This is a genomic window from Pelomonas margarita, from assembly GCF_043555875.1.
Lineage (GTDB): Bacteria > Pseudomonadota > Gammaproteobacteria > Burkholderiales > Burkholderiaceae_C > Pelomonas > Pelomonas margarita.
In genome coordinates, this window is sequence record NZ_JBIGHW010000005.1 from 176,515 (window position 1) to 188,988 (window position 12,474).

General features: G+C 71.4%; 11 protein-coding genes and 1 riboswitch. Of the genes, 9 read left to right on the plus strand and 2 right to left on the minus strand.

Going from position 1 to position 12,474, the window contains the following annotated elements:
* Window positions 1-2: 2 nt before the first annotated feature.
* Both ACG0Z3_RS11610 and ACG0Z3_RS11615 read left to right on the plus strand, forming a co-directional pair.
* A complete protein-coding gene (locus ACG0Z3_RS11610; RefSeq protein WP_394397647.1) occupies window positions 3-1,385 on the plus strand; it encodes a TolC family protein in 1,383 nt (460 codons plus the stop codon).
* A gap of 43 nt (window positions 1,386-1,428) precedes the next feature.
* On the plus strand, window positions 1,429-2,211 hold the full coding sequence (locus ACG0Z3_RS11615) for a glutaminyl-peptide cyclotransferase (protein ID WP_394397648.1): 783 nt from the start codon (window positions 1,429-1,431) through the stop codon (window positions 2,209-2,211).
* 21 nt (window positions 2,212-2,232) lie between these two features.
* Here ACG0Z3_RS11615 and ACG0Z3_RS11620 read toward each other — a convergent pair whose 3' ends face one another.
* Window positions 2,233-3,411 carry an acyl-CoA dehydrogenase gene (locus tag ACG0Z3_RS11620; RefSeq protein WP_394397649.1) on the minus strand — a complete coding sequence of 393 codons (1,179 nt, stop codon included), beginning with the start codon at window positions 3,409-3,411 and terminating at the stop codon, window positions 2,233-2,235.
* A 158-nt stretch (window positions 3,412-3,569) separates the two neighbouring features.
* Here ACG0Z3_RS11620 and ACG0Z3_RS11625 point away from each other — a divergent pair, with 158 nt between their 5' ends.
* From ACG0Z3_RS11625 to ACG0Z3_RS11650, 6 genes are all read left to right on the plus strand, one after another.
* Window positions 3,570-4,442 carry a LysR family transcriptional regulator gene (locus tag ACG0Z3_RS11625; RefSeq protein WP_394397789.1) on the plus strand — a complete coding sequence of 291 codons (873 nt, stop codon included), beginning with the start codon at window positions 3,570-3,572 and terminating at the stop codon, window positions 4,440-4,442.
* An 84-nt stretch (window positions 4,443-4,526) separates the two neighbouring features.
* Window positions 4,527-5,177: an arylformamidase gene (kynB, locus tag ACG0Z3_RS11630; RefSeq protein ID WP_394397650.1), complete on the plus strand. Its 651-nt coding sequence runs from the start codon at window positions 4,527-4,529 to the stop codon at window positions 5,175-5,177.
* The gene (gene kynU / locus ACG0Z3_RS11635) at window positions 5,174-6,427 is read left to right on the plus strand and encodes a kynureninase (RefSeq protein ID WP_394397651.1); all 1,254 of its coding nucleotides are present in this window, start codon (window positions 5,174-5,176) and stop codon (window positions 6,425-6,427) included. The genes kynB and kynU overlap by 4 nt, the downstream gene beginning before the upstream one ends.
* Window position 6,428: 1 nt before the next feature.
* Window positions 6,429-7,259 carry a tryptophan 2,3-dioxygenase gene (gene kynA / locus ACG0Z3_RS11640; RefSeq protein WP_394397652.1) on the plus strand — a complete coding sequence of 277 codons (831 nt, stop codon included), beginning with the start codon at window positions 6,429-6,431 and terminating at the stop codon, window positions 7,257-7,259.
* A gap of 51 nt (window positions 7,260-7,310) precedes the next feature.
* Window positions 7,311-9,128, plus strand: a complete 1,818-nt coding sequence (locus ACG0Z3_RS11645; RefSeq protein ID WP_394397653.1) for an aminopeptidase P family protein — start codon at window positions 7,311-7,313, stop codon at window positions 9,126-9,128.
* Window positions 9,125-10,027 (plus strand): DUF3616 domain-containing protein, encoded by a 903-nt coding sequence (locus tag ACG0Z3_RS11650; RefSeq protein WP_394397654.1) that lies wholly within the window; start codon window positions 9,125-9,127, stop codon window positions 10,025-10,027. The genes ACG0Z3_RS11645 and ACG0Z3_RS11650 overlap by 4 nt, the downstream gene beginning before the upstream one ends.
* Here the strand turns inward: ACG0Z3_RS11650 and ACG0Z3_RS11655 are convergent.
* Entirely contained in the window at window positions 10,024-11,220 is a 1,197-nt protein-coding gene (locus ACG0Z3_RS11655; RefSeq protein ID WP_394397655.1) for an MFS transporter, read from the minus strand. The genes ACG0Z3_RS11650 and ACG0Z3_RS11655 overlap by 4 nt on opposite strands.
* A 13-nt stretch (window positions 11,221-11,233) precedes the next feature.
* Window positions 11,234-11,311: riboswitch (S-adenosyl-L-homocysteine riboswitch) on the minus strand.
* A 73-nt stretch (window positions 11,312-11,384) separates the two neighbouring features.
* On the opposite strand from ACG0Z3_RS11655, the gene ACG0Z3_RS11660 reads away from it, so the two are divergent.
* Window positions 11,385-12,467 (plus strand): NAD(P)/FAD-dependent oxidoreductase, encoded by a 1,083-nt coding sequence (locus ACG0Z3_RS11660; protein ID WP_394397656.1) that lies wholly within the window; start codon window positions 11,385-11,387, stop codon window positions 12,465-12,467.
* The last annotated feature ends 7 nt before the right edge of the window (window positions 12,468-12,474 follow it).

Here is a 12,474-nt window from a genome sequence, read left to right on the forward strand (position 1 = left end):
CCATGAAGACAAGACTGACCGCCCTGGCCGTCGCGCTGTGGCTTGCGGGCTGCGCCCACGGGCCGGCCGCGCGTGCGCCCGAGGTCGCCATGCCAACCGCCTGGAGCCAGGCCGCCGGCAACGCCGCGCCCGACTGGGCCGGCCTGCTGGACCCGACGCTGGCCGCACTGCAGGCCCGCGCGCTGGCCGCGAACCTGGACATCGCCATCGCCGCCCAGCGCTGGCAGCAGGCCCAGCGCCTCGCTGAGCAGAGCGCGCTGCGCTGGCAGCCCAGCGCCGGACTGTCCACCAGCGCCAGCCGGCCCGTGGAGACGCAGAGCAGCACGCGCAACGTGGATGTGGGCGGCGGCATCACGGTGCCCGTGACCACCAGCACCGGCTGGAGCCGCAGCTACGGCGCCTCGCTGGGCGTGGGCTACGAGCTGGACCTGTGGGACCGCCTGGCCAACACCACCGCGGCGCAACGGGCCAGTGCCGACTCGGCGCACACCGACATCGAGGCGGCGCGGCTGTCCATCCGCAGCCAGGTGGCCGAGGCCTACTGGACGCTGGCCGCGCTGCGTGCCCAGCAGCCGTTGGCCGAGACCCAGCTAGCGCTGACCCGCGAAACGCTGGGCCTGACTCGCCAGCGCGTGCGCGAAGGCAAGCTGCTGCCCGTGGAGCTGGACAAGATCGCCATCACCGTGCAGACCGCCGAGAACCGCCTCGCCGACCTGGCCGCCGACACGCTGCTGCAACGCCAGCGCCTGGCGCTGCTGCTGGCCGAACCGTTGCCCGGCCCGGCACCCGAGGCCGCCCTGCCCACGGCCGAGCCGCCGCGCTGGCGGCTGGCCGAGCCCGCCGACCAGCTGGCCCGCCGCCCCGACGTGCAGCGCGCACGGCTGGGCGTGGACCAGGCGCTGGCCCAGTTGCGCGTCAGCGAGACCGAGCGCTACCCGCGGCTGAGCTTCAGCGCCGGCCTCAGCACCGGCGGCACGCAGGCGCGTGACTGGTTCTCCCAGCCGCTGGCCAACCTGGGCGCCAACCTGGCCGTGCCGCTGATCGACTGGCAGCGGCTGAACCTGCAGCGCGACAACGCCCGCAGCCAGCTCGACAGCGCCGCGCTGGGACTGCGCGACACGCTGCAGAAGGCGCTGGCCGAGATCGAGGCCCAGCGCATCGAGGCCGAGCGTCTGAGCCAGCAACTCGTCGCCAACACCGGCCGGCTGCGCGAGGCCAGCGAGAACGAGCGGCTGGCGCAGCTGCGCTACGACACCGGCGTCATCGCCCGCGCCGACTGGCTGCAGGCGCGCAGCGCCAAGCTGGACGCCGAGCAAAACGCCATTCAGCTGCGGCTGCAGCAATGGCTGCGGCAGGCGGCGCTGTTCAAGGCACTCGGCGGCTGAGCAGCACGGCCGGCATGCCCTGCGCTTGATTTACGCTGCCGGCATGCAACCGAGTTCCTTCCCGCGCCGCCGGGCGCTGCTGGCCGCGCTGGCCGCTGCCGCCTTCGCGCCCCTGGCGCTCGCCGCCACGCCCGTGCAGGGCTACAAGGTCGTGCGCAGCTATCCGCACGACCCCGACGCCTTCACGCAGGGCCTGTTCTTCCACGACGGCTTCTTGTACGAGGGCACGGGCCTGCGCGGCCGCTCCAGCGTCCGCAAGGTCGAGTTGGAGACCGGCCGCGTGCTGCAGGCCGTGGAACTGCCGCCCGAGGTGTTCGGCGAGGGCATCACGCGCTGGGGCGACCGCATCATCGCCCTCACCTGGCAGGAGCAGACCGCCTTCGTGCTGGACCTCAAGACCTTCAAGCTCTGGCGCAAGTTCAGCTACTCCGGCGAGGGCTGGGGCCTGGCGCACAACGAGCGCGAGTTGGTCATGAGCGACGGCAGCGCCGAGCTGCGCTTCCTGGACCCGCTGAGCTTCAAGGAGCTGCGCCGCGTGAAGGTGACGGCCGATGGCCGGCCGCTGACGCAGCTCAACGAGCTGGAGTGGGTGGAGGGCGAGATCCTCGCCAACGTCTGGCAGACCGACCGCATCGCCCGCATCGACCCCAGGACCGGCCGCGTGACCGGCTGGATCGACCTGACCGGCCTGCTCGCCGGCCCGCAGCGCCCGCACCCGGACGCCGTGCTCAACGGCATCGCCTACGACGCCAAGGCCAGACGCCTGTTCGTCACCGGCAAGCTGTGGCCGCGGCTGTATGAGATCCAGCTGACGGCACCGCGCTGACGCTGCAGCGCGGGCCGGCGCTCAAAACGCTGCGATGCCGGTGATGGCGCGACCCAGGATGAGCGCATGGATGTCGTGCGTGCCCTCGTAGGTGTTCACGACCTCCAGGTTCACCAGGTGGCGAGCCACGCCGAACTCGTCGGAGATACCGTTGCCGCCCAGCATGTCGCGCGCCATGCGGGCGATGTCCAGCGCCTTGCCGCAGCTGTTGCGCTTCATGATGGACGTGATCTCCACGGCCGCCGTGCCCTCGTCCTTCATGCGGCCCAGCCGCAGGCAGCCTTGCAGGCCCAGCGTGATCTCTGTCTGCATGTCGGCCAGCTTTTTCTGGATGAGCTGGTTGGCTGCCAGCGGCTTGCCGAACTGCTGGCGGTCCAGCGTGTATTGGCGCGCGGTGTGCCAGCAGTCCTCGGCGGCGCCAAGCGCGCCCCAGGCGATGCCGTAGCGGGCGCTGTTCAGGCAGGTGAACGGGCCCTTCAGGCCGCGCACCTCGGGGAAAGCGTTCTCCTCGGGGCAGAACACACGGTCCATGACGATCTCACCGGTGATGGACGCGCGCAGCCCCACCTTGCCATGGATGGCCGGCGCCGACAGGCCCTTGGCGCCCTTCTCCAGCACGAATCCGCGGATCTGGCCGCCATCGTCCTTGGCCCAGACGACGAAGACGTCGGCGATGGGGCTGTTGGTGATCCACATCTTGGCGCCCGTCAGCTCGTAGCCGCCGTCCACCTTTCGCGCACGCGTGACCATGGAGCCGGGGTCGGAGCCATGGTTAGGCTCGGTCAGGCCGAAGCAGCCGATCCACTCGCCGCTGGCCAGCTTGGGCAGGTACTTCTGCTTGGTGGCATCGGAACCGAACTCGTTGATCGGCACCATCACCAGCGACGACTGCACGCTCATCATCGAGCGGTAGCCCGAGTCCACGCGCTCCACCTCTCGGGCGATCAGCCCGTAGCTGACGTAGTTCAGCCCCGCGCCCCCGTACTCGGCCGCAATGGTGGGGCCCAGCAGACCCAGCTCGCCCATCTCGCGAAAGATGGACGGATCCGTGCGCTCATGGCGGAAGGCCTCGCGCACGCGCGGGCGCAGCTGGTCGGTGCAGTAGGCCGCGGCGGCCTCGCGCACCATGCGCTCCTCGTCGCTCAGCTGCGCGTTCAGCAGCAGGGGGTCGTCCCAGTGAAAGCTTGCCTTGTGGGCCATGGCGGTCTCCGTGTAATCGTGGGGCCTGCAGTCAGGCACTGATGATGGCGCAGGCGGTGGGCCTGCGCAGCCGCGCCAGTATTCCGCCGCGAACGATTCGTGTCCAATTCAAGAATCCACTTTCACGATTCGCCATGCCTATAGAGGCCATCCGCTCGCTGGAGTTCCGCCACCTGCGCTACTTCCTCGCTCTGGCTGAAGAGCTGCACTACGGCCGCGCAGCGCAGCGCCTGGCCATCTCGCAGCCGCCGCTGTCGGTCGCCATCCAGCAGCTGGAGGCCAGCGTGGGCGCGCGGTTGTTCGACCGCGACAGCAAGGGCGTGCGCCTCACGCCGGCCGGCGCCGCCTTTCGCGGCAGCGCCCAGGCGCTGATCGACCGCGCAGAGGGCGCCTGCGCGCTGGCGCGCGACGTGCAGGCCGGCGAGGTGGGGCGGCTGCGGCTTGGCTTCGTCGGCTCCACGCTGTTCAACGACCTGTCCGGCTGGCTCAAGGCGTTCCAGGCCGCGCACCCCAAGGTGGAGGTGGTCGTGGTGGAGCTGAACTCGCAGGACCAGATCGACGCACTGCTGCACGACGAGTTGGACCTGGGCCTGGTGCACACCGACCGGCTGCCGCCCGCGCTGGCCTCGGCGGCGCTCTACACCGAGCCCTTCGTCGCCTGCCTGCCCGCGGCGCACCCGCTGGCGACGCAGCCCCGCATCGCGCTGCCCAGCCTCGGCGAGCAGCCCTTCATCCTGTTCTCCCGCAAGGGCTCGCCGGACTACCACGCCCGCATCGTCGACATCTGCCGCCGGCACGGTTTCTACCCGCGCCTGCAGCACGAGGGCCGGCACTGGCTGTCGGTGGTGTCGCTGGTGGCGCAGGGGCTGGGCGTCAGCATCGTGCCCGCAGCCTTCCAGCGCGCGGGCGTGCAGGGCGCGGTGTTCAGGCCGCTGGTGGAAGCCATCGAGCCCTCGGCCGTGTTCGCGGCCTGGCGCGCTGACACTGCGGCCGTGCTGCGGCAGCGCTTCCTGTCCGCGCGCCCGCCCTGAGCGCGCCGCGCCGGCTCGCGCCAGCCAGGCAGTTGGAAATAACCGACACCACGCACCCGACGCCGGCGCTAAGGTGCCGCCCCCATGAGCAGCAGCACCGCCTCCCCGCCCCCACGCCTGTGGGACATCTCGCCCACCGTCGCCCCCAATGCGCCCATCTTTCCGGGCGACGCCCCCTATCGCCTCGACTGGACCGCACGCCTGTCGCACGACTGCCCGGTCAACCTCAGCGCGATCACGATGTCGCCCCATGTCGGCGCGCATGCCGACGCACCGCTGCACTACGCCAACGGCGCGCCTGACATCGCCGACGTGCCACTGGACACCTACCTCGGCCGCTGCCGCGTGATCCATGCGCTGGGCGCCGCGCCGCTGATCACGGTCGAGCACCTGCAGCACGCTGGCGCCGACCTGCCGACCCGCGTGCTGGTGCGCTGCTGCGAGCGCGCCGACACCGTGTGGAACGACCACTTCACGGCCTTCGCCCCCGAGGCCATCGCCTGGCTGGCGGCGCGTGGCGTGCGGCTGATCGGCATCGACACGCCCAGCGTCGACCCCGCCAGCTCCAAGTCGCTGGACAGTCACCAGCAACTGCTGCGGCTGGACCTGCGCGTGCTGGAAAACCTGGTGCTCGACGACGTGCCGCCGGGGGACTATGAATTGATCGCGCTGCCACTCAAACTCCAAGGCGCCTGCGCATCTCCCGTGCGCGCCATCCTGAGGGAACTGCCATGAATCTCGACGACGCGAAGCGGCTGGACGCCGCCGACCCGCTGCGCAGCCTGCGCGAGCTGTTTGCCTTGCCCGAGGGCATCACCTATCTGGACGGCAACTCGCTGGGAGCCTGCCCCAAGGCGACGCCCGAGCGCATCCAGCGCGCAGTGACGCAGGAGTGGGCGCAGGGCCTCATCAAGAGCTGGAACAGCGCCGGCTGGATCGACCTGCCGCGCCGCCTGGGCGACCGCCTGGCCCCGTGGCTGGGTGCGCGGCCCGGCGAAGTGCTGGTGGCCGACTCCACCTCCATCAACCTCTACAAGGTGCTGCACGCCGCGCTGCAGCTGCAGCAGGGCCAGCGCCGCGTCATCGTCAGCGAGCGCAGCAACTTCCCGACCGACAACTACATCGCGCAGAGCGTGGTGCGCGCGCATGGCGGCGAACTGGTGCTGGCCGAGACGCCAGAGGACATCCCCGCGCTGCTGGACGAGCGCTGCGCGGTGCTGATGCTCACGCACGTGAACTACCGCAGCGGCCGCATGCACGACATGGGCCTGCTGACCCGCTGGGCCCAACAGGCCGGCGCGCTGGCCGTGTGGGACCTGGCGCACAGCGCCGGCATCGTGCCAGTGGACCTGCTGGGCTGCGCGGCGGACTTCGCCATCGGCTGCGGCTACAAGTACCTCAACGGCGGCCCCGGCGCGCCGGCCTTCGTGTGGATGCACCCGCGCCACGAGGGACAGGTGTTCCAGCCGCTGACCGGCTGGCTGGGCCACGCGCATCCGTTCGACTTCGACAGCGAGTACCTGCCGGCGCCCGGTATCCAGCAATACCAATGTGGCACGCCGCCGGTGCTGGCCATGACGGGGCTGGACACCGCGCTGGACGTCTACGACGCCGCGCAGCAGCGGGGCGGCATGCGTGCGCTGCGCGCCAAGTCGCTGGCGCTGACCGAGGCCTTCATCGCCGGCGTGGATGCCCGCGTGCCCGGTGCCGAGATCCACACGCCGCGCGATGCCGCCGCACGGGGCTCGCAGGTGTCGCTGTCCCTGCCCGAGGGCGTGGACGGCTATGCCGTCATGCAGGCGCTGATCGCGCGCGGCGTCATCGGCGACTTCCGCGCCGGCGTCCCCGAGCTGCTGCGCTTCGGCTTCGCACCGCTGTACAACAGCTTCGCCGACGTCGTGCAGGGCGTGGACGCGCTGGCCGACGTGGTCACCTCGGGCGCCTGGAACGCACCCGAGTTCACCAGCCGCGCCAAAGTGACCTGACATGAGCGACACAGTGCAACACCACGGCGCGCAGCTCGATTTCTCGCGCGACATGAGCTATGGGGACTACCTCCAGCTCGACGCCATCCTCAACGCCCAGACGCCGCTCTCGCCCGATCACAACGAGATGCTCTTCATCGTGCAGCACCAGACCTCGGAGCTGTGGATGAAGCTGATGCTTCACGAGCTGCAGGCGGCGGTCGCCCACGTCGCGGCGGAACGTCTGCCCGAGGCCTTCAAGATGTTGGCGCGCGTCTCGCGCATCATGGAACAGCTCGTGCATGCCTGGGATGTGCTGGCCACGATGACACCGCCCGAGTACAGCGCCATCCGTCCCTACCTCGCCAAGAGCAGCGGCTTCCAGAGCGCGCAGTACCGGCGCATCGAGTTCATGCTGGGCAACAAGAACCCGGCCATGCTCAAGCCCCACGAGCACCGCGCCGACCTGCTGGCCCAGGTGCAGGCCGCCTACGAGGCCCCGTCGTTGTACGACGAGGTGCTGCAGCTGATGGCCCGCCGCGGCATCGCCGTGCCGGCCTCGCACACGCAGCGCGACTGGACACAGCCCTACGCCGCCGCCGACGGCGTCAAGGACGCCTGGCTCACCGTCTACCGCGCGCCGCAGCAGCACTGGGACCTCTACCAAATGGGCGAGGAGCTGGTGGACTTGGAAGATGCGTTCCGGCTCTGGCGCTTCCGCCATGTCACGACGGTGGAGCGCGTCATCGGCTTCAAGCGCGGCACCGGCGGCACCGGCGGCGTCAGCTACCTGCGCAAGATGCTGGAGGTGGTGCTCTTCCCGGAACTGTGGGCATTACGAACGGAGCTCTGAGGGCCCAAACCTAGAATCGGCGCACCGTTGCTGCCGACAAGGTCCGCCACCATGGACGCCCGAACCTCCACCACCCGCCTACGCATCGAACGCCTGCGCGATGCCCTGATCGCCACCGGCACCCACGCCGTGCTGGTGCCGTCCGCCGACCCGCACCTCTCCGAGTACCTGCCGCAGCGCTGGCAGGGCCGGGAATGGGCCTCCGGTTTCACTGGCTCCATGGGCAACCTGGTCGTCACGCGGGACGGCGCCGCGCTGTTCGCCGACAGCCGCTACTGGGCACAGGCCGAGGTGCAGCTGGCCGGCAGCGGCATCGCGCTGGAGAAAACCACGTCCGGCGCCTCCACGCAGTACATCGACTGGATCGCCACCCACCTGCAGCCCGGTCAGGCCCTGGCCGTCGACGGCCAGGTGCTGGGTCTGGCGCTTGCCAAGGCGCTACGCGCCGGCCTGAGCGCCAAGGGCGTTGCGCTGCGCACCGACCTGGACCTGGTCCAGCAGGCCTGGGACGACCGCCCCGGCCTGCCCACCGAGCCCGTCTACGAGCACCTGCCGCCGCAGGCCGCCGTCACGCGTGTCGACAAGCTGGCCCGCGTGCGCGCGGCCATGGCCGGCATCGGCGCCACGCACCACCTGGTGTCCACCGTCGACGACGTCGCCTGGCTGCTGAACCTGCGCGGCAGCGACGTGGAGTGCAACCCCGTCTTCATCGCCCACCTGCTGCTGGATGCGGCCGGTGGCCGCCTTTTCATCGCCGACGGCAAGGTTCCCGCCGACCTGAGCGCGCGCCTGGCGGCCGACGGCATCCAGCTCGCGCCGTACGGCGAGGCTGCCGGCGCGCTGGCCGCACTGCCGGCGCAGGCCGCGCTGCTGATCGACCCCCGCCGCGTCACGCTGGGCCTGCGTGAGGCCGCGCCAGCCGGCGTGAAACTGATCGAGCAGATCAACCCCAGCACGCTGTTCAAGAGCCGCAAGACCCCGGCCGAGGCCGTCTTCATCCGCCAGGCCATGGCCGAGGACGGCGCAGCCATGTGCGAGTTCTACGCCGAGTTCGAGGCCTCGCTCGCGCGTGGCGAGCGCTGGAGCGAGCTGGACGTGGACGAGCGCCTCACCGCCGCGCGCCGCAAGCGCCCCGGCTTCGTGGGGCTGTCGTTCTCCACCATCGCCGGCTGGCAGGCCAACGGCGCCCTGCCCCACTACCGCGCGCTGCCCGAGTCCTTCGCCCACATCGACGGCGACGGCCTGCTGCTGATCGACTCCGGCGGCCAGTACCTGGGCGGCACGACCGACATCACCCGCGTGTGGCCCATCGGCAGCGTCAGCGCCGCGCAGAAGCGCGACTACACGCTGGTGCTCAAGGGCACCATCGCGCTGTCCGCCACGCGCTTTCCGCGCGGCACGCTGAGCCCCATGCTGGACGCCATAGCCCGCGCGCCGCTGTGGCAGCACGGCCTGGACTACGGCCACGGCACCGGTCACGGCGTGGGCTACTTCATGAACGTGCACGAGGGCCCGCAGAGCATCAGCAAAGCCATCCCCGAGCCCACGATGGCGATGGAGCCCGGCATGATCACGTCCATCGAACCCGGCCTGTACCGGCCTGGCCAGTGGGGTGTGCGCATCGAGAACCTGGTGCTCAACGTGGCCATCGACACACCCGAGCACAACGCCTTCGGCGAGATGCTGGCCTTCGAGACGCTGACGCTGTGCCCTATCGATACGCGCTGCATCGACCTGAGCCTGATGCGCGCTGACGAACTTGTCTGGCTGAACAGCTACCACGCCACCGTGCGCGAGCGCCTACAGCCACTGGTGAGCGGCGCGGCACTGGCCTGGCTGCTGGCCCGCACCGAGCCGCTGGCTGCATGATGGCCGCGCTGGCCCTCGCGCTGGTGGCCGGCTCGGCCGTGCAGCATGTGGGCCTGAGCGACGCGTCGGCCGGCATCGCGCTGGACGACGCGCACTTCGTCGTCGCCAACGACGAGCACAACCGCCTCGTCATCTACCGCCGGGGCCTGCCTGCCGCGGTGCGTGAGGTGGACCTCAGCGCCTTCCTGGGCGCCCGCAAGGAAGCCGACCTCGAAGGCGCAGCCCGCGTCGGCAGCCGCCTCTACTGGATTGCCTCGCATGCCCGCAACGCCAAGGGCAAGGTGCGTGAGGACCGGCAGCGCTTCTTCGCTACCGACATCGGCGCCGGCCCCACCGTGCGCGCCGTCGGCACGCCCTACACGCGGCTGCTGGACGACCTGATCGCATCGCCCGCGCTGGCTGCACTGAAGCTGGCCGACGCAGCCCGGCTGGCACCCGAACTGCCCGGCGGCTTCAACATCGAGGGCCTGGCCGAAGGGCCGCAGGGCAGCCTGCTGATCGGCCTGCGCAACCCGCTGCACCGGGGCCGCGCGCTGCTGATCCCGCTGCTGAACCCGGCTGAGCTCGTCGTGCCCGGCGGCGGGCCGGCACGCTTCGGCAGCGCGCTCACGCTGGATCTGGCCGGCCTGGGCGTGCGCAGCCTGGAGCGGCTGGCCAACGGCAGCTACCTGATCGCCGCCGGCCTGCCGGGCGATGGCGGCCGCTTCCAGCTTTTTCACTGGACCGGGCGCGCGGGCGACACCCCACAGGCCACGTCGCTGGACCTGGGCGACCTGCGCCCCGAAGGCCTGTTCGCCTGGCCTGACGGCCGCTTGACGCTGCTCAGCGACGATGGCTCGCTGCACAAGGACCTCCCCGAAGCGCGCCAGCGCTTTCGCGCTGTCGAGATCAGGCCTTAGGCACGCCCCGGCACCGCCTGCACGGCCGGATAACGCCACACCAGTGCCGCGCTCACCAGCAGCTGCAGCCCCACGCCGCAGAACACCGGCACCGCGCCGGCATCGCCATCCAGGAAGGGCGCCACCAGCTGCGTGCCCAGGGCCCCGGCCGCCAGCAACGCCAGCACCAGCAGCGCCGTCGCACGGCCCATCTGCGCGGGCGGCACGGCCAGCGCGTCGACAAAGGTGGCCGGCCCCCGCAGAGCCAACGCGCCGCAGAAGCACATCCAGTAGGCCGCCACCGCCGCGTAGGTCAGCATGCCCAAAGCGGCGCCGGCCAGCGCCAGCCCACAGGCCAGTACCTGCAGCGAGGCCCCCAGCCGCACGATGCGCGCATGGCCCAGACGCTTTGACAGCCGACCTGACTGCGACGCACCCAGCATGAACGAGCCCACGCCCAGCACCTGCAGCAGCGGGAAGGCCTGCGGGCCCAGGCCCAGCGCGTGGTGCAGCAGCTGCGGCGCACTGGCCAGGAAGGTCAGCAGCGCGCCGATGCACAGCGCATGCGACAGGGCCAGGCGCAGGTAGCTGCGGTTGCGCAGGATGGTGGCGTAGCTGGCATCGTGGTCAAGGTTGAGCCCGGGCAGCTCGCGCGGCGCGATCTTCACCACCCAGGGCAACACCAGCAGCGACAGCGCCGCCAGCACCCAGAAGGTGCCGCGCCAGTCCACCACCTGCAGCATCAGCGCGCCCAGCACGGGGCCGGCCGCCGGCACGATGGCTTCCACCATCGAGATGGCGGCGATGCCGCGCACGACATCGGCATCGCCCAGCGTGGCGCGCACGACAGTGGGCGCCACGACGGTGGCCGCCGCCGCCGCCACGCCCTGCAGCAGCCGGCACAGCAGCAGCCACTCGATGCCCGGCGCCATCGCGCAGCCCAGACTGGTCAGCGCCAGCAGCGCCAGGCCGATCTGCAGGCACCGGCGCGGGCCCAGCCGGTTCAGCAGCTCGCCCCATAGCAGCTGCGCGCCGGCCAGGCCGGCGAGGTAGACGGCCACGGTGGCCTGAGCCAACGACACGCTGATACCCATGCCCAGCTGCAAGGCGGGCACGGCGGGCAGGTAGAGATCCATCGCGGCCATGCTGACGCCTGTGACGAAGGCCAACGGCAGGATGGTGCGTATGGACGCGGAAGGAGGGATAGCAGACACGAACAGCCCTGGTTCACAGAGGGCGCCCTTGTCCCGTCGTCGGCACCGAGCGTGGCGGAGACCGGGCTCCGTCGCAGCACCCCTCGGCGGGACGTCACCGCCACGCGGTGTGGCCGGATTCTAGGATCCTGCCGGGCTCGGGGTCGGGTGCTAGGCTCACCGGCATGGATCAAGTGGACATTGCCGTCATCGGCGCGGGCGTCGTGGGCCTGGCCATCGCGCGCGAACTGGCGCTGCGCGGCCGTGAGGTCGTCGTGATCGAAGCGGCCGGCGCCATCGGCACCGGCATCTCGTCGCGCAACAGCGAGGTCATCCACGCCGGGCTCTACTACCCGGCCGGCAGCCTGAAGGCGCGGCTGTGCGTGCGCGGCAAGGCACTGCTGTACGACTATTGCGCTGCGCGGGGCATCGCGCACCGGCGCTGCGGCAAGCTGGTCGTCGCGACACGGCCCGAGGACGTCGTGCGGCTGCAAGCGCTCGCCGCCAGCGGCGCCGCCAACGGCGTGGACGATCTGCGCCTGCTGGCACGCGCCGAAACGCTGGCCCTGGAGCCCGCGCTGCAGGCCGCAGGCGCGCTGCTGTCGCCGTCCAGCGGCATCGTCGACAGCCATGGCCTGATGACGGCGCTGCTGGGCGATGCCGAGCAGGCCGGCGCCATGCTGGCGCTGGCCAGCCCGGTGACCGGCGGCCGGCGTGACGGCGACGGCTGGCGGCTGCAGGTCGGCAGCGACTTCGCGATAGGGGCGCGGGTCGTCATCAACGCGGCGGGGCTGTTCGCAGCGCAGGTGGCGGCGTCGCTGGGCACACCGGCGCCGGCCTTGCGTTTCGCGCGTGGCCACTACTTCTCGCTGGCCGGGCGGGCGCCCTTCTCGCGCCTGATCTACCCGCTGCCGGTGGACGGCGGCCTGGGCGTGCACCTGACACTGGACCTGGGCGGCCAGGCGCGCTTCGGCCCCGATGTGCAGTGGCTGCCCGACACCGACCCCGCCACGCTGGCCTACGCCGTCGACCCGGCGCTGGCACCTGCGTTCGAGGCCGAGGTGCGCGGCTACTGGCCCGGCCTGCCGGCCGGCGCGCTGCAGCCGGCCTACAGCGGCATCCGGCCCAAGCTGGGTGGCCCGGGCGAGGCCGCGCCGGACTTCCGCATCGACACCGGCACGCCGGGCCTGGTGCAGCTGTTCGGCATCGAGTCGCCCGGGCTGACGGCCGCGCTCGCGCTGGCCGAGGACGTCGCCGCCCGGTTCTGACGCCGCC